Genomic DNA, 17,679 nt, shown 5'->3' on the forward strand with positions numbered 1-17,679 from the left:
TAGCGCTGACGACGGTTGCGATATTTATGAGCCACGATTTTAAACAACTTGATTAAGCCTATTTTGTGTTCAACCACAATACGGAACTTTGCCAGATACTGATTGGCTTGTTTGCATATCTCCAATAACTGACCACCACGAGGTTTCTTAAATGGTGTGAAAGTTTGGTTATGTCGCTTTGCTAACCCTTGATAACCACTGTCTGCTAGATAGTTAGTGTTCTCAGGTAACCAATCAGGACAAGTATCTTTATACAGCTTAAAATCGTGGATGGACCCTTTACAGGTTTGCACATCAAGTATCAAACCGGTTTGCCAATGAACGATAACCTGCGCTTTTAAGGTGTGTTGTTTTTTCTTGCCGCTGTAGTAGTCTCTTTGGTTTTTTTTGGACGCTCAATTGGGGTTTCGGTGGCATCGACAATGACGACTGACCAATTGATGTCCTCATCGACACGACTAGGCAGCTTTTTGGGCAATTCAAACTTGCCAGAGTTAATCAGTGTGTCTTCTACTTTACGAATGATACGGCTAGCAGAAGACTCATGAATACCAAAGTCCATACTGATATGATAAAGCGTGCGGTATTCACGCCAATAAGTCAGGGCTAGTAGTATCTGCTCCTTAAGACTGAGCACACTTGGTCTACCTGATTTGGTCTTAGATGCTTCATGCTTTTGCATGGCCTCAAGCATGTCATAAAAAGTGGCTTTATGAATGCCAGTGTAGCGTTTAAAACCAGCGTCACTTTGTTTGAGTAGCTTATCTATGTTTGGCATATCTATTAAGTAAGTAGAGTTCAATAATATACGTTGTGTCTGACAACTACTTTTGCAAGAGGTCTATTTATTACTTTATTTAAAATCCACTTAAAAAAAGACTTTAATCACCTTGAACGACATCAGGTGGGCCTTCAAGCAGCTCTTCATCCGCAAACTCATTGGCCGTATTATGCTCAACCGATTCATCAGTAATAAATCGTTGTTCGGCACGATACAGTATCAGCTCATCACGATTGAATCCTCGTATCATGGCATACAACATGATAAATACCACCATGGCAAAAGGGAAACCGGCGACGATAGCGGCAGCCTGTAACGCTCCTAAGCCACCAGCTGCCAATAAAATCGCAGCCACAAGACCTTGCATCACCGCCCAAAATAAGCGTTGAATCTTAGGTGGATTGGTCTCACCACCAGAGGTCAACATATCAATAACAAAGCTGGCTGAGTCTGATGAAGTCACAAACCACAGTACAATCATGATAACAATCAGCATCGTCGTGGCTTTGGTCAATGGATAAAACTCCATCAGCTTAAAAATGGCGCTACCATAATCGTTTTGTACCACTTCGATAAATCCAGGATTACCGATCAGCTCCATGTCAACTGCGACACCACCAAAGGTTGTGAACCAGAAAAACAAAATAATCATCGGAATAAATAGCACGCCGAGCAAAAACTCACGAATGGTACGACCACGAGAGATACGGGCAATGAATACCCCGACAAATGGTGACCAGCTGATCCACCATGCCCAGTAAAATATCGTCCACGAAGACTGCCAATCACTTTTACTATAAGCCTCACTCCAAAAGCTCAGCTGCACGATGTTTTGTAGATAGTTACCGGTATTTTCGACCAAACTGTCCATGATATACTGCGTGGGGCCCATAATAAAAGCAAACCCTAACAACACAAAGGTCAATACGATGTTGGTATCACTTAGGCGTTTGATACCTTTATCCAAGCCCATCAACAATGAGCCACAGGCAAGCATGGTAATAAAGGCAATTAAGATCACCTGCATGGTGACAGAGTTAGGTAGGCCAAATAATCCCTCAAGTCCAGAGTTAATCTGCAAGACACCAAAGCCTAATGTGGTGACCACACCAAACATAGTGCCAAAGACTGCTAGAGTATCGACCGTATGCCCCCACTTACCATAGATTTTCTGACCCAATATCGGATAGAGACTCGAGCGAATCGATAGTGGTAAGCCACGGCGAAAGTGGAAGTAGGCCAAGGACAAGGCTACGATAGCGTAAATGGCCCAAGCGTGAATCCCATAATGTAAAAACGAGATGTTCATCGCTTGCTTGGCCGCCTCTACTGTCTCGGCCTCACCCAATGGCGGCGCCATAAAGTGATAGACGGGCTCTGCGGTGCCCCAGTACATGATACCGATACCGATACCTGCCGAAAAAAGCATACCTATCCAAGATGGTAGGCTGTATTGCGGTGTTTCAGTTTGATGACCTAGGCGGATATCACCATACTTACTAAAAATTAAATACAAACACAACACCACGGCCACGTTCATCAGAATGATAAACATCCAGCCAAATCGGTTGGTAATAAAACCTTGTGCACTAGTGAATATAGTATCTGCCAACTCTTGAAACAGAGCACCAAATATAATAAACCCCACGATCAAGATCGCTGAAGCAATAAACACCGGTTTATTGACTCGCGGAAAAGGCCCTAATCGGCCTATTTTTAGTTCACTCATCTTAGTTATCCAATACTTTAGAGTGAATTACCTTAACAAGATGTTACTCAATTATCAAACTCAACACCCATATTCGTTATTTTTGATACAAAAAAATAGCCCTAGAATCTCAGAGCCATTTTTGATTGAACACCATTTATCTAAAACAACCTCCTAACGGTATCCTCTACAGACAGCCGTTGATCTCAGGTTACGACATAAAGTGAAACGGCTACAGACCTCTGTATAATGGATTCAACTTAAAAGTATTATGGCGTTACTGGTATAAATTTTGCGCCGCCTCTGTAGATACAGCACGCAAGAGAAATGCTATATCAGCCACACTTTAAAAGTTGTGACAGCTTTGTTTTTAGCCGTGATTATTTAGGCTGTAATTGTAATAACTGAGCACCCTCCCCATCTTCTACTAACCATACCTGTCCATCGACGGCCAAAACACTGCGTATCCGCTCGCCCATATCATAACGATATCGCTCATGAGTTGCGTCGTCAGCCAAATCTACCACTATCAAGGCTGTTGATGACAAACCACTGATTAGGGCGTTGCCCTGCCAAGCGGGGAAATCATCATAACGACCTGATGAGTAGACGCTCATCGATGATGGCGAGATGACCGGTGTCCAAGTGATATAAGGCGCTGCAAATTCAGGTCGTGTGTCGTGGTCAGGAATATCAGTCCCAGAGTAGTTTCGACCATTTGACACCAGTGGCCACCCATAGTTTTTACCTTTTTCAATTAAGTTAAGCTCATCACCGCCTCTTGGCCCCATCTCATGCGCCCACAACATACCTGACTGATCAAACACCATGCCCAAGACATTACGATGCCCTAGTGTCCAAAACTGAGCTGCCATACTGTCAATGCTGGTATCGCCTACAAACGGATTGTCATTTGGGATTGAACCATCGAGGTTCAGTCGGATGATTTTGCCCAAGTTGACTGTCATGTCTTGAGCAGGGTCTTTTTTTTGTCTGTCACCTGAACTGATATACAGATACTGATCATCGGGGGAGAGCAGCAGTCGATGGCTATAGTGACCTTGGCCACGTACCTTTGGAACTTGCTCCCAGATGGGCATCACCGCTTGCAAGCTTGGTGCATCAGTATCTAGCCCCATTAATGTGGCTCTAATGACTTTTGCCCCCAACTTACCCTTGTCGCTGCCTGTACCTGCTTCAGCATAGCTAAGATATATGTGCTTGGACGTAGCAAAATCTGGTGCAAGAACAATGTCACCCAAACCGCCTTGCCCACCATAAGCGACTTTTGGCACACCTGTCACTGCTGTCTTAGTACCGGTACTCGTATCGACGACAAACAGCTCGCCAGTCTTTTGTGTCACTAAGAGCTTGGGGGGTGCATTATTAGCCGTTGGTAATGCCGTCATTGCCCAAGGCTCATCGAAGGTCGCAATCATCTTGGTACTAAAAGCAGGCTTTTCATTGCTTGCTGCCAAGTCTCTTGCGGCAGCTTGCCCTTCCTTATGTTCTGTGAGATCGGCATCGGTATTGACGGCTGCAGGATTGGAGCACGCAGAGGCACTAAACAATAGCATTAGTACAGTAATAGGTATGTTGATACGTTTGATACACATTATCATGACACGACTCCTTTAGCTTCACTACTTTACAATATAGCAAGCATTTGTCAGGCTCTGGTACTGATTGTGTTTAAAAAAACCCCTGACCTACAATTGTAGGTCAGGGGTTGGTTTATAGTCAGCTGAGTTGGTTTCCTTAGCTCATTCTAAGCTTATCAAAAATCAGCTTATCATCAGCACCGACATCGACCTTGATGATGTCCCCTGCAACAAAGTCGCCAGCCAGCAGCTTGAGAGATAATGGGTTTTCGATCTCTTGCTGAATGGCACGCTTGAGTGGGCGTGCACCATACACAGGATCATAGCCCACAGCGACTAGTTTATTCATCGCATCTGCTGATAGTTCGATATCCATCTCACGTTCTTGTAGACGCTGACGTAAGCGCTGCAACTGAATGTCAGCAATGCCTGCCATCTGCGACATACCCAGTGGATGGAATACCACGATTTCATCAATACGGTTGACGAACTCTGGGCGGAAGTGCTGCCCAACCGATTCCATAACCTCAGTTTTTATATCCTCGTAACTTTCACCGACCATTTCTTGAATCTTGTGTGAGCCTAAGTTACTGGTCATAATGATGACGGTGTTTTTGAAGTCTACCACGCGGCCCTGTGAGTCTGTCAGGCGCCCATCGTCTAACACTTGCAGCAAGATATTAAACACATCAGGATGCGCTTTTTCGACTTCATCAAACAACACTACGCTATATGGCTTACGGCGTACTGCCTCCGTTAAAGTACCACCCTCTTCATAACCGACATAGCCTGGAGGCGCACCGACCAAACGACTGACGCTGTGCTTTTCCATGTATTCACTCATGTCAATACGCACCATGGCATCTTCACTATCAAACAAGAAGTTGGCGAGTGATTTGGTCAGCTCTGTCTTACCGACCCCTGTAGGCCCAAGAAACAAGAAAGAGCCTGAAGGACGATTGGGATCTGAGAGACCTGCACGGCTACGACGCACAGCGTTGGCAACAGACTCAACGGCTTCATCTTGACCGATAACTCGCTCATGGAGCTTGTCTTCCATCGCCAGCATCTTGTCACGCTCGCCTTGCATCATCTTGCTGACAGGAATACCCGTAGCAGCAGCGACCACTTCGGCGATCTCGTTATCAGTGACTTTGGTACGCAGTAGCTTACCACCTATCGCATCATCTGCTTGTTCTTCTTGCTCAGCCAAATCAGACTCAGCAATACGGCGCTCAAGCTGCGGAATGGTTTCGTACTGCAACTTACTCATGGTCTCATAGTCGCCTTCACGGCTGGCTTTGTCATAAGCGATACGGGCTTTGTCCAGCTCATCCTTTAGCTGCTGACTGCCTTTGACCAATGCTTTTTCTGCCTGCCAAATCTCGTTGAGGTCAGCATATTCTTTTTCTAGCGCTTCGATTTGCTCATCAAGCACTTTGCGTTCCGCTTGCGCTCCGGCATCTTCTTCATTTTTAAGCACTTCACGCTGCATCTTTAGCTGAATCAGACGGCTATCAAGCTTACCTAGCGCTTCAGGCTTGCTGTCCATCTCCATCCGTAGACGGCTCGCCGCTTCATCGACAAGATCTATCGCCTTATCTGGCAGCTTGCGATCAGTAATATAACGATGGCTCATACGGGCGGCGGCAATAATGGCACTGTCCTGTATATCGACACCGTGATGCAGCTCATAGCGCTCTTTTAGACCACGCAAGATAGCAATGGTGTCTTCAACGGTTGGCTCATCGACCAATACTTTTTGGAAGCGGCGCTCAAGGGCGGCGTCCTTTTCGATATATTGACGATACTCATCAAGCGTCGTTGCGCCGACACAGTGTAGCTCACCACGAGCTAGGGCTGGCTTGAGCATATTACCAGCGTCCATTGAGCCCTCAGACTTGCCTGCACCGACCATTGTATGTAGCTCATCGATAAACAAGATGACATTACCCTCTTGCTTCGCCAGATCACTCAGGACCCCTTTGAGTCGCTCTTCAAACTCACCACGGAACTTAGCGCCTGCAATCAAAGCCCCTAAATCCAATGACAGTACCTCTTTACGGCGTAGACCTTCTGGCACATCACCGTTGACGATTTTTTGTGCTAGGCCTTCGACGATGGCTGTCTTACCGACACCTGGCTCACCGATAAGTACGGGGTTGTTTTTGGTACGGCGAGACAGTACTTGAATGGTGCGACGAATCTCTTCATCACGGCCAATCACTGGATCCAGCTTACCCATCTCCGCCTGTTCGGTCAGATTGATGGTGTATTTATTTAACGCATCACGCTGATCTTCAGCATTTTGATTGTCCACTGTCTCACTGCCTCTTAGTTGCTCAATCACAGTTTTTAATTTATCAGCAGTCACACCCGCACTTTCAAATATTTTTTTGGTGTCCCCTTGCTCAGCGAGTACTAAAATGACCCACTCAGTAGCGATAAACTCATCACCTGCTTTTTGTGCTTGCCGATCAGCAAGGTTTAAGACTTTTACTGAGTTTGGATTTAGATTGACCTCACCTGTCGGCTCTGCAATCGTCGCTTGGTTGTCTAGTGCTTTTGCCACACCGTTTTTTAAGGCCGGAATAGACGCCCCTGCTTGTTGACAGATAGCCAAGTTAGACTCATCTTGTAGCAGTACAGCCAGCAGATGTACAGGGTCTATACCTGTATGATCACGACCCAATGCCAAGCTTTGCGCTTCTTGAATCGCAGATTGTAGTTTTTGAGTAAACTTCTCAAATCTCATATTTTTTCCTTATATTTCAAGTATCAAGCAGCGCTTTTATTGTAGATATTGCCTCTTAGCGCTTACTCTTTGTTGCTATCTATATAGGGTATGCTCAGTCGCTTTTCAAGATTTATTTTCTTGTTGTCAATGATGGCTACTGACTCACGAGTCTAGAGTAGCGTACGTAATAAATTAATCAGACTAGAGTCTGTTGAACGTGCAAACGTCATACTACTGACAACTACTTATTAACATATGATTTTGATATTTAATCAAGAGCTAACAGCACCGCTTTTAACTTCTCTTCAAAATTATCTTTTATAAAATGTGCATATTCAATACTGATGTGCTCGGCATCACGGTACATGATTTTTCCAGAAAAAGTCGTTGGACACTTTTCGGCTGTACAGAACATATCTGACATATCGATACTGGTAATAATATCTTGATATTCAGTAGCTGGATCAGTGGGTAATAAAATATCGCTACGATCTATAGTACAAGCGCCTGTCTCAGCAGAGTTTCTATTTCTGTGTATGCAGTCCGGCACATCAAAGTCAAAGCGTGGGTTGTCTCTAATGCCGATAACTTTGATGCCATTAGCATCAATCTGCCTCCAGCTATCAATATAAGTCTCAGGGATAAACTCTCCTTTGTCCAAGTCGGTTCTGGTCGAGTTGGTAATGACTGCGTAAGGATTGATGGCAACAATCTCTTTGAGCGCGCTTTCATTCCATTTGTAGCAAGAGTCGTTCGAGTCCTCGACAGGCCCTAGTGGACAAGCCGCTTTAGTCATGTTGATGACTTTAAAGTTATTGTTTTTTCCTATCTCGTCTAGCGCGGTGATCCATTGTACCGCATGCGAGCCGCCTGCTAGGACAATCTGTTTGTCGGCATTCGGATCGCCAAACTCACAAGTAGTCACCTCCTCGCCATCCATAGATTGGTTACAGCCGTCAGCATAGGCAGCAGGTACCCTCTTTTTGATGGTAAGCAGTCTATCACGCTCAGGGATAAAGCGTTGATCTTCTAAATAGAGGCGCTCGCCTGCAAAAGGCTCAGTAGGTGCCGCAGCTAACATCTCCATCGCTTTTGCGGTGGTAGAAACCACCTCATATCTAAAGGCAAAAGCGGCAGCGACCACGGGTAAAAAGAATAAAGCACCTATCGAGAAGTTCAGTATTACCTTTTCTCTAGGGATTTTTCTAAAGGGTGCTTCGATAAGCTTGCTGGTGAAATAAGCCAGAATAGTAGAGACAATCATGATGGCAAAGCCTGGTAGCAAGCCTACCGTATCATGACCAAAGTATTCTTTGTAAAATACCAATATCGGCCAGTGCCACAGATAAATGGTAAAAGAGATACCACCTAAAAACACTAAGAATTTATTCGACAAAAAGTTATTGACGACCCCTTTGCCCCCGATACCCGATACAATGATAGCCACTGCCCCAAGTACAGGTATCAAGGATATTGGCCCTGAAAAGTTTGCGCCTCTGGGTATTAGGATTGCGCCGCCAATAATCAAAGCTATACCAACTATGCCTATTATTTGTCTGTGCCTAATTCTTTTGACATTGGCGATGACCAAATAAGAGAGCGAGCCAAAAAAGAACTCCCAAATTCTCGATAAAGGATTAAAGTAGCTCATCGCCGCATCACTTTGAACCAATACAGTAGCGTAGATAAAAGACGCTAAGATAATAGCGCCAACGCCTAAAAACAGTGGGGCAGAATTTTGCCTTTTTTTGGTCAAATAGGCTAAAGGGATCAAAACCAATGGGAAAACCACATAGAACTGCATCTGAATGGAGAGCGCCCAGAACTGCTGCACAGGGCTCGGTGGGGTGCCCGTCGCCAGATAATCAACCGAAAGCCTAATCAGCTGGATATTTTCAAGATGTAAAGCGCTGGCTATGATCTCATGTAACACACTGTAAATCTGCACAGGAGAAGTAATAAAATAGCTTGCGACCAAGGTGGCTGCCAACACCAAATAAGCAGAAGGCGCTATCCTTTTGATAACGCCGCCCCAAAAAGGAAAAGGGCTGACAGTGCCTTTTGTAAAATAACCTTTCAATACAATAGAGGCCATCAAAAACCCAGAGATGACAAAAAACACATCGACACCACCGGAGACTTTATTGAACCAGATATGAAATACCATAATAATAATGGCACCTATGGCTCTCAACCCTTGGATATCATTCCTGTATTCTTGACGGGTATACTTTTCAAACAAAATTTATCCTTATCGGCTTGGCTTAACCGAACAAATACAACTACAAGCAGCTTCCATATAAAAATAAAGAAACAGCTTGTTATTTGTGGATGCTTATCTAAAGCTTACTGACTACAGAATCATTTCATTACACAGAATAGAATGCAGAACTACTTGAGCAAGCATTATATTCTTAATATAGAATATAATTGTACTATACTTGCTAATAGTAAACTATAGTATAGTTTTTTATATTTTATTTTACGACTGATATAGTCCATGCATTCTAAAAATATTACAGTGCTACTGGGATGAGTTTTGCGCAGTCCCTAGAATGACGAAGTCGCACAGTAAACACGAAAACTTTATACCAGTAGCAGCACGTTATAATAGCTATACCCTTTTTATTTAGGGTTCACCATATATAAGCAGCACTAATAAAGGTACCGATAATCAGTACCAGACACAGTCCTATTACGATAAGTAGCCAATTGCAGTTTTACTCGACTCAATACGCAAAAAAACATAGGCTTCGATCCTTATAACCCACATACGACAGCAGAGAGTTATAAAACATCAAAACACTATGTCTATTTTTCTATTTTGTGCAAGCTTTATGAATTGAGCTTATAATCTTTTCATATCAAACTTATTGAAGCCGTTAAACCCTAGACCATACGAATCGCACCATCTAAGCGTATAACCTCACCGTTTAAATAGGCATTATCGATAATATGAGTGACCAGTTTAGCAAACTCCTTTGGGTCGCCCATACGCTTAGGATAAGGAACACTCGCTTCTAACTGTCCACGAGCTTCTTCAGGAATACTATCCATCATAGGTGTGGCAAAGACACCAGGCGCAATAGTCATCACTCGAATACCATGGCGACTCAGCTCACGTGCTAATGGTAGCGTGAGGCCCACGACCCCAGCTTTAGATGAGCCGTAGCTGCCTTGCCCGACTTGTCCATCAAATGCAGCAATAGATGCGGTATTAATAATGATACCATTATCTACATTTTTCTGGCTTGCATTTGTTATGCGCTTAGCGATGCTAGCCGCCACCAGCCGTGCTACATTAAACGAGCCAACCAGATTGATGTTGACGCCGCGGCTAAAAGTGTCTAGATCTGCAGGGTTATTCTCTCTATCTAGCAGCTTTTGTACGACCACAATCCCTGCACAGTTGATTGACCCTTGCAGACCTCCAAACTCCTTTTCGGCCACATCAATAGCAGCCTGTACCTCATCGCCACTGGTAACATCACAGCGCACAAAGCGTACATTGTCGCCCATTTCTTTTGCCAATGCCTCACCCGCCGCTGCATTAAGGTCAGCGATGACAACGTTGCCACCTTGACCAACAATCGCACGAACGACCGCCTCACCAAGCCCTGAGGCTCCGCCCGTTACCAAAAAACTGTGTCTCTCAATTTGCATAACTTTTCCTTAATGCTTAGATTTTTAATTATTGGGTTTTTAATTATTAAGTTGTTAATTATTGGCTCATTAAAGCCTAAAATCACTTAAGTATCCTTACTCAGCGCTCAAACTCCGTAACAAAAAGCGTTGGATTTTACCGCTTGGTGTTTTTGGTAATGTAGCGACAAACTCAATCTCACGTGGAAAAGCATGTTTTGCGAGACGTTCACGTACCAAGTCTTTAATCTGCTGCGCAATGTCGTCACTGCCTTCGATGCCCTCTTTAAGTACCACAAAGGATTTAATATTATGCCCACGTATCTCATCGGGCACACCAACAGCTGCTGATTCTGCAACTGCTGCATGCTCTAATACCGTGTTTTCAACATCCGTTGGCCCTACCCGATAACCGGCAGTGGTGATGATGTCGTCATCACGCCCTGAGAACCAATAAGTACCATCACTGTGACGCTCGACGACGTCACCGGTCAGGTAATAATCACCGGCAAAAGCATCTTTTTCGTTCCAGCTATAGCCCTGAAAGTAAAACGCTGGCGACTGACTGACCACTACAGCCAGCTGTCCTTGCTCACCATCGGGTAGTACCTGCATGTCATCATCCAACACCACGAGGGTATGCCCTGGCAGCGCCATGCCCATTGAGCCGACTGGGCATTTATGCTCTAGAGCATGGTGCTCACAGCAGGTCATGCCCGTCTCTGTCTGTCCGTACTGATCACAAACACGGCAGCCCAAATGACTCTCAACCCAGCTTACCACTTCAGTATTTAAGGTCTCACCTGCTGAATTGGCACAGCGTAATGACAGCTTTGAAGGGCTGTTGGCAGTGATCTCTTCAAAGACACCACTGGACTTCATCATCCGAAAAGCGGTCGGCGAAGACGCTAAGTTGGTAATCTTATGGCGCACCATAAAATCAAGTGTATTGGCAGCATCAAAGCCGGCTTCATTAAAATAAGTAGTGATACCCATCAGTAGAGGCCCTGTGATTGCATAATATAAACCATAAGCCCAGCCCGGATCGGCCATATTCCAATAGTTATCATCTGTACGCAAATCAATAGCATAGCGCATATACAGATAAAACGTCGGTAATGCGGCGAGTGGCACACTCACACCTTTGGACTTACCGACTGTCCCTGAGGTAAACATTTGCAAAAATGGCGCATTACTGTCTAACAACACTGGGCTATATTCTTGAGATTGCAGTGCTTTTTTGTTGCTGTAATTGTCATCACCCCAGCTTTTAGCGTCTGCTTCACTGCCTATAAACACCATTTTGGTCTGTTGAGCTAAGTCCTCAAACTTATCACGGCTTGCTTGATTGGTAAAAACCACTTTAGTGTTGGCCTTATCCATTCGATACTTAATAGAGTCATAGCCAAAAGCAGTAAATAGTGGCTGATAAACGGCACCAATTCGCCAAGTTGCCAATACGATGGTGAGGAGCTCAGGGGTACGTGGCAGCATGGTCGCCACTTGGTCGCCTGCCTCTACGCCATAAGACTGCAGTAGGTTTGCAACCTGTGCGCTGGATTTATCCAGTTCACGAAAGCTCATACGTGTGATATTACCAGCCGTGTCCTCATGAACCAGAGCAGTATGATCGCCACGACCATCACGTACGTGACGTCCACAGCAAGCCATATAAGCGTTTAATCGATCGTCCATATGGGCACCAAATATTTCTTGCAATAACGCTTTCTTGTCAAAATTATTGTAATAATCAGCGTAGCTTATTGTGGTGCTTTTGGATGAGTTAGGGTTTGAAGATGAGAGAGTCATGAGCTAATCCTTTAGCAATAACGGGTGAATGATAAAGCAGCAAAAACAGCCCTATCCTATAAGCTGTTTGCTCGTATTGTTGGTATTTATCAAATATCCTATGTGCTAGTTGTAACGCATTTTTATATTTATTTCAATACATAGCGTATCATTTATATTATTTAACTGACTCTTATTTATTTAATAATACTTACATTGAAGGCCTTAACAATCGCAGCAGCGCTTTTTCCTCTATGCTTTGGTATGTTTTAGTACGGCCTCGACGGGCATCTTTATAACGCTCAAAAAACCGTCCTGATAAAAACTGTTCGATAATGGTAGGGTGAATATACGAGGCACGGCAAACAGCAGGGGTGTTACCCAACTCTTCTGCGACGTTTTTTACCATAGCTGTGATGAGCTTTTGACGCGCATCGCTCTCATGTTGACTGGCTAATATTTGCTTGCCTGCTGGCGTCTGCAGCTCATCGTACAGATAACTGGCTGCCAACACACTCCCCATCCATGTACGAAAGTCTTTGGCGCTATATGTCTGGCTTTTATCAGCATCGCCGCAAGTATGCATCCGGATATAGTCGTTGATATCTGCGCTATCGACGACTTGCTTATCGCCATCGCCATCTAAATATTTAAAAACCTGATAACCGGGCAACTCGCTACAGGATTGTACGATATCTATTAAACGCTCATCCTGTAGCTCAATATGGTGCTCCTTGGCGCTTTTTCCGATGAAATCAAATGCCAACCCATTATCGGTTTCGCTGACGTGCTTGCTACGTAATGTACTCAGCCCATAGCTTTTATTGAGCTTGGCATAACGACTGTTACCGACTCGAATCAAAGTGGTTTCTAGTAGTTTGACCACTGCCGCTAAAACATTGTCACGTGACAATGGCTCTGACTCCAAGTCTTTTTCAACTTGCCCCCGTAGATTGGGTAATGCCTCAGCAAACCCAATCATGGCTATAAACTTGGCATGATCCCGGACACGATTCCATTCTGGATGGTACAAGTATTGTTTACGGGACTTATCATCCCGCCCCGTCGATTGCAGGTGGCCTTTTTCGTCCTGACATATCCAAACCTCTGTCCATAGTGGCGGAATTACGAGCGCATCAAAACGCTTGCGTAATGCCTTATCTTTTACCGTCTTGCCAGTAGCATCACGGTAAGTAAAGCCGCGCCCCCAACGTCTGCGTGTAAAACCAGGCTCATCATCACTGACGTAGCGCAGATTGGCACGCTGGGCAAGCCGCTCATAGTCATGGCGTAGATCATCTATCGGTTGCTCAGTGGTTTTTGCCATAAACTATTTTGCCTTTATTATTGTTTGTTAAGGTTTTAAAAATTTAGAATTCTTAGCATAGATAAACTTGGCTGACTTTGCTGTTTATTTGGCACATATCATGTGTAAAGGTGTGTAAAATAGAGCCATAGTTCTATTTATATTTGAAATACAAATCACCCTTTAGGGCATCTAACCTATGACTACAAACACCGACATTAAAATCACACCATTAGATAAAGGCAATTACGATACTTGGTTGGCACTATGGCAACATTATCTGCAATTTTATGGAACCACTTTACCTCAAAATACTATAGAGGCAACATGGCAAAATTTGCATAACGATGACGTACCTATCTACGGCTTTGGCGCTTGGCTAGACAATACATTAGTAGGATTCACTCACGTGGTGCTACATCCAAACACTTGGAATACTACTGAATGTTGTTACTTAGAAGATTTGTATGTGAGTGAAAATATACGCAGGCAAGGGGTGGGACGAGCGCTTATTGAAAAGGTTTATGAGTTCGCTGCTAAAAAGCAGTGCAATCGCGTTTATTGGGTGACGCAAGAAGATAATACAGCGGCTCGAAAACTTTATGATACGCTAGCGACCAAGACAGATATGGTGCAATATCGAAAGAGTTTATAATTTAGAGTAACAGCTAATTAAAATAAAACCATTAAAAAAACGCCAAGCGTCAAACGCTTGGCATGGTCTAAGTAGTCTTTTAAAAAAGTTAAATAGCTTAAAATGATATTTTATAACAATGTTTTATAGCGATATTTTATGATGATTTACAGTCCTGCTTTTAGACTGGCCTCAATAAACGGATCTAGGTCACCATCCAGTACGGCACTGGTATTTGAGGTTTCAACGCCAGTACGTAAATCCTTGATACGTGAGTCATCGAGCACATACGAGCGAATTTGGCTGCCCCAACCGATATCAGACTTATTGTCTTCGACCGCTTGCTGTTTCTCCATGCGTTTTTGCATTTCAAGCTCATACAGCTTAGCACGCAGCATCTTCATCGCCGTGGCTTTGTTGCCGTGTTGGCTACGCTCATTTTGGCACGCCACCACCACGCCTGTCGGCTCATGAGTGATACGGACTGCAGAGTCCGTTGTATTGACGTGCTGGCCACCGGCGCCAGAAGAGCGATAGGTATCGATACGCAGATCGGCTGGATTGATATCAATCTCGACATCATCATCAATCTCAGGCGACACAAACACGGCAGCAAACGATGTGTGGCGACCATGGTTGCTATCAAAAGGAGACTTACGCACTAGGCGATGGACACCAATTTCGGTGCGCAACCAACCAAAAGCATAATCACCTTTAATCGCAATCGTTGCTGATTTGATGCCAGCGACGCCACCAGATGACACTTCAATCACTTCGACCTTAAACCCGTGCGACTCTGCCCAGCGTGTATACATACGCAGCAGCATCTCTGCCCAGTCTTGCGCCTCGGTACCACCGCTGCCTGACTGAATGTCCAAAAAGCAATTATTGGCATCCATCTCACCGCTAAACATACGGCGAAACTCCAAGTCCGCCACCCTCTCTTCAGCACTGTCCAGCTCTGCTTGTACATCAGCCAGCAGGGCTTCATCTTCTGCTTCGACGGCCAAGTCTAGCATCGCCGCAGCGTCTTCTAACGTCGTTTCGAGCGAGACAACCACATCGATGACACCATCAAGTTGGCTTTTTTCTTTATTAATCTTGGTCGCCCGCTCAGGATCATTCCACAGCTCAGGATTCTCTAGCTCTAAATTGACTTCTTCTAAGCGTTCTTGCTTACTATCGAAGTCAAAGATACCTCCTGAGGTCCTGTCCACGCTCGGATAAATCTTTGATTTTCTCTTGATACGGATTGATTTCCATAAGTATTCCTAAAGTAATAAATGTCTGGCTAATATAGTTAATCCTAAATAAAACTGGCATGCTTTATGTCACGTGCTGCTAGTATCAATTTCTCTTGCGTGCTGTGCCTACGCCAACAGAGGCTGCGAAAAATTAATCCTAGCAGCACTGTACTTATTTTAGAGTGTGTTAATCCTACTGCGCTATTTTAAAGGAGATTGACGCTAAAGAGTTGGCCAATTATCACTACATTTGCGTCAAATTATTTTAAACCGTTTAAATCGACCAGTCTTCAACCGCCCAGCGATGCGCTAAAGCATGCGCATGCAGTGCATCATCAGGTGAGACACAAACTGCCACATCTGCCCATTCAAGTAACGGAATATCATTTTTTGAATCTGAGTAAGCATAAGTTTTATTAAAGATAACATCTTGGGCCTTCTGTTTCTCGACCCACTTATTCAAATGGTAGATTTTACCTTCTTTAAAGTTTGGCTTATCGGTGAGCTTACCGGTATAGCGGGCGTCTTTTATCTCAAGCGGCGTCGATAAGACGTTGGCTTCCTCGACCCCAAAACGCTTGGCGATAGCGGAGACCACGAAGTCATTGGTTGCTGAGATAATAACCACCTCGTGACCTTGTTCAATATGCTGGCACAGCACCTCCATCGCTTTTGGACGAATATGGGGCTCAATCTCAGATTTGATATAATCCTCACGTAATTGATGCAGTCTATCCATAGGCAAGCTGCTCAAAAATTCGGCCACAAACTCATTATACTCGGTGGCATCCAGCGTCCCTTCGATATAGTCATTATAAAACTTCTGATTGGCGGTACGATATTCGGCCTCATCGACCAGATCATGCTTGACGATATACTCGCCCCACAGATAATCGCTATCGACATCTAGAAGTGTATGATCTAAATCAAATAATGCCAGTTCTTTTTGCTCCATTTGTTGTTGTGTTGCCTGCATAATGAGACCTTAACTTTAATCATTGATGAATATAAATTATGTTGGATTTGGTTTTAAATTTGGCTTTAATATAAAAGCAATCTCATGTTTAAACGATCGCCATACTGCTTAACAACCGAAACTGTGCTAGCTTAACACAGGTACGCCGATCTTTAGAGTGCTGAATAAAAAAGTAAAAAACACCATGAAACCACCCGCTGACAAAACTTTTAAAAAAAACCGTCGCCCTGCGCGCTCAATCAAAGAGATTAGAAGACGCCAGTTGGGAGAGGCTTATCTGTCGCCTCTAGATCGTTTGGTCTACGCCCTACTAAGCGGCTTGATGTACGGCTTTGTCGGTTTAGTGATAGATATAGCAATCGTCATTATTCGATCGATATTAGATATCGGTCATGGCGAGATGCTATGGTTATTTGCGCCTTTTTTGTTGTTGCTAGGCGCATTAATTGGTCTAATCTTTGGTAAAAATGTGGGTGCAGATAGTGTCAATGCGTTAAATAGCGACCCTATGGAACACCCTTATATCGATGCTTACACGGTGCGCCATGATATATTTCGTGGTATCGTCATCGGGGTTATCCTCTTTGGACTGATATGGCTGACGATGTTGCTGGTGATTTGAGGATGTTGGTCACGGGCGATGCTTTTAATCAGGCATAGCGATTTCTTTTAGGCCGCTTTTAAATTTCTGGCAACGGTCGCTATAATGTAGCGCTGATGCTTTTAGCATTGCTGCTTGCTCATCAGTCAAGGTTTTGACCACTTTGGCCGGTGCGCCCATAACCAGTGAGTTGTCAGGTATCTCTTTACCTTCAGTCACCAAAGCCTTAGCACCGATGATACAGTTTTTACCAATTTTGGCGTTATTGAGCACCACAGCGCCAATACCAATCAAGCTGTTGTCACCGATCTCGCAACCGTGCAGCATCGCCAGATGCCCGATCGTCACATAATTACCGATATTGACTTCAATCCCAGCATCGGTATGAATGACGCTGTTTTCTTGTACATTACTATAGTCCCCGATATGGATACGCTCGTTATCCCCTCGAATGACCGCACCAAACCAGACACTGGCTTGATGACCCAAATACACATCGCCTATCACTCGTGCACTGTCAGCCACCCAGCCGTTGAAAGGTACTGCAAACTCAGGTGCTTTATCCAAATATTGATAAATCATAACAACTCCTTGTTCTATTGCTTATTATACGCATATTAGGTTTAATGAACGACACCCATTGTGACAAAGCCAACTGCTA

13 protein-coding genes and 1 pseudogene are annotated in these 17,679 nt (G+C 44.3%); 2 read left to right on the forward strand and 12 right to left on the reverse strand.

All coding sequences use genetic code 11. The features are described from left to right. From J3492_RS05845 to J3492_RS05885, 9 genes and pseudogenes are all read right to left on the reverse strand, one after another. Positions 1-329, reverse strand: a pseudogene (locus tag J3492_RS05845) (transposase family protein); the annotation flags it as partial. Between the two features lie 8 nt (positions 330-337). Next, positions 338-778 (reverse strand): transposase family protein, encoded by a 441-nt coding sequence (locus tag J3492_RS05850; RefSeq protein ID WP_207990864.1) that lies wholly within the window; start codon positions 776-778, stop codon positions 338-340. 103 nt (positions 779-881) lie between these two features. After that, a complete protein-coding gene (locus J3492_RS05855) occupies positions 882-2,510 on the reverse strand; it encodes a BCCT family transporter (protein ID WP_207990866.1) in 1,629 nt (542 codons plus the stop codon). Between the two features lie 359 nt (positions 2,511-2,869). Then, positions 2,870-4,111 (reverse strand): PQQ-dependent sugar dehydrogenase, encoded by a 1,242-nt coding sequence (locus J3492_RS05860; protein ID WP_207990868.1) that lies wholly within the window; start codon positions 4,109-4,111, stop codon positions 2,870-2,872. A 136-nt stretch (positions 4,112-4,247) separates the two neighbouring features. Continuing rightward, positions 4,248-6,845 (reverse strand): ATP-dependent chaperone ClpB, encoded by a 2,598-nt coding sequence (gene clpB, locus J3492_RS05865; protein ID WP_207990870.1) that lies wholly within the window; start codon positions 6,843-6,845, stop codon positions 4,248-4,250. A 250-nt stretch (positions 6,846-7,095) separates the two neighbouring features. Continuing rightward, entirely contained in the window at positions 7,096-9,069 is a 1,974-nt protein-coding gene (locus tag J3492_RS05870) for an acyltransferase family protein (RefSeq protein ID WP_207990872.1), read from the reverse strand. 647 nt (positions 9,070-9,716) lie between these two features. Next, on the reverse strand, positions 9,717-10,490 hold the full coding sequence (locus J3492_RS05875; protein WP_207990874.1) for an SDR family NAD(P)-dependent oxidoreductase: 774 nt from the start codon (positions 10,488-10,490) through the stop codon (positions 9,717-9,719). A 96-nt stretch (positions 10,491-10,586) separates the two neighbouring features. Next, positions 10,587-12,278 (reverse strand): AMP-binding protein, encoded by a 1,692-nt coding sequence (locus J3492_RS05880; RefSeq protein WP_207990876.1) that lies wholly within the window; start codon positions 12,276-12,278, stop codon positions 10,587-10,589. Positions 12,279-12,468: 190 nt separating this feature from the next. Continuing rightward, positions 12,469-13,584: a DNA topoisomerase IB gene (locus J3492_RS05885; protein ID WP_207990878.1), complete on the reverse strand. Its 1,116-nt coding sequence runs from the start codon at positions 13,582-13,584 to the stop codon at positions 12,469-12,471. A gap of 178 nt (positions 13,585-13,762) precedes the next feature. On the opposite strand from J3492_RS05885, the gene J3492_RS05890 reads away from it, so the two are divergent. Continuing rightward, complete coding sequence (locus J3492_RS05890; RefSeq protein WP_207990880.1) at positions 13,763-14,218, forward strand: GNAT family N-acetyltransferase; 456 nt, start codon at positions 13,763-13,765, stop codon at positions 14,216-14,218. A 146-nt stretch (positions 14,219-14,364) separates the two neighbouring features. On the opposite strand, the gene prfB is transcribed toward J3492_RS05890, so the two are convergent. Together prfB and J3492_RS05900 are read right to left on the reverse strand one after the other, a co-directional pair. Beyond that, positions 14,365-15,460 (reverse strand): peptide chain release factor 2 gene (gene prfB, locus J3492_RS05895; protein ID WP_207990882.1). Its coding sequence is split into 2 segments (ribosomal slippage): positions 14,365-15,387 and positions 15,389-15,460, totalling 1,095 coding nucleotides; the frame shifts between segments, so codons are not numbered across the junction. A 255-nt stretch (positions 15,461-15,715) separates the two neighbouring features. Then, the gene (locus J3492_RS05900) at positions 15,716-16,417 is read right to left on the reverse strand and encodes an HAD family hydrolase (RefSeq protein WP_207990884.1); all 702 of its coding nucleotides are present in this window, start codon (positions 16,415-16,417) and stop codon (positions 15,716-15,718) included. Positions 16,418-16,601: 184 nt separating this feature from the next. On the opposite strand from J3492_RS05900, the gene J3492_RS05905 reads away from it, so the two are divergent. Beyond that, a complete protein-coding gene (locus J3492_RS05905) occupies positions 16,602-17,039 on the forward strand; it encodes a hypothetical protein (protein ID WP_207990885.1) in 438 nt (145 codons plus the stop codon). Positions 17,040-17,063: 24 nt separating this feature from the next. Here the strand turns inward: J3492_RS05905 and J3492_RS05910 are convergent, their stop codons facing one another. Next, on the reverse strand, positions 17,064-17,600 hold the full coding sequence (locus J3492_RS05910) for a gamma carbonic anhydrase family protein (protein ID WP_207990886.1): 537 nt from the start codon (positions 17,598-17,600) through the stop codon (positions 17,064-17,066). Positions 17,601-17,679: the final 79 nt, after the last annotated feature.

The sequence above is a fragment of the Psychrobacter coccoides genome (genome assembly GCF_017498085.1).
GTDB lineage: Bacteria > Pseudomonadota > Gammaproteobacteria > Pseudomonadales > Moraxellaceae > Psychrobacter > Psychrobacter coccoides.

Excerpts from the sequence above, each read along its gene's own strand:
- J3492_RS05860 (WP_207990868.1), bottom strand. The coding sequence starts at position 4,111 with ATGATAATGTGTATCAAACGTATCAACATACCTATTACTGTACTAATG.
- J3492_RS05880 (WP_207990876.1), bottom strand. The coding sequence starts at position 12,278 with ATGACTCTCTCATCTTCAAACCCTAACTCATCCAAAAGCACCACAATA.
- J3492_RS05890 (WP_207990880.1), top strand. The coding sequence starts at position 13,763 with ATGACTACAAACACCGACATTAAAATCACACCATTAGATAAAGGCAAT.
- clpB (WP_207990870.1), bottom strand. The coding sequence starts at position 6,845 with ATGAGATTTGAGAAGTTTACTCAAAAACTACAATCTGCGATTCAAGAA.
- J3492_RS05905 (WP_207990885.1), top strand. The coding sequence starts at position 16,602 with ATGAAACCACCCGCTGACAAAACTTTTAAAAAAAACCGTCGCCCTGCG.
- J3492_RS05855 (WP_207990866.1), bottom strand. The coding sequence starts at position 2,510 with ATGAGTGAACTAAAAATAGGCCGATTAGGGCCTTTTCCGCGAGTCAAT.
- J3492_RS05875 (WP_207990874.1), bottom strand. The coding sequence starts at position 10,490 with ATGCAAATTGAGAGACACAGTTTTTTGGTAACGGGCGGAGCCTCAGGG.
- J3492_RS05850 (WP_207990864.1), bottom strand. The coding sequence starts at position 778 with ATGCCAAACATAGATAAGCTACTCAAACAAAGTGACGCTGGTTTTAAA.
- J3492_RS05900 (WP_207990884.1), bottom strand. The coding sequence starts at position 16,417 with ATGCAGGCAACACAACAACAAATGGAGCAAAAAGAACTGGCATTATTT.
- J3492_RS05910 (WP_207990886.1), bottom strand. The coding sequence starts at position 17,600 with ATGATTTATCAATATTTGGATAAAGCACCTGAGTTTGCAGTACCTTTC.
- J3492_RS05885 (WP_207990878.1), bottom strand. The coding sequence starts at position 13,584 with ATGGCAAAAACCACTGAGCAACCGATAGATGATCTACGCCATGACTAT.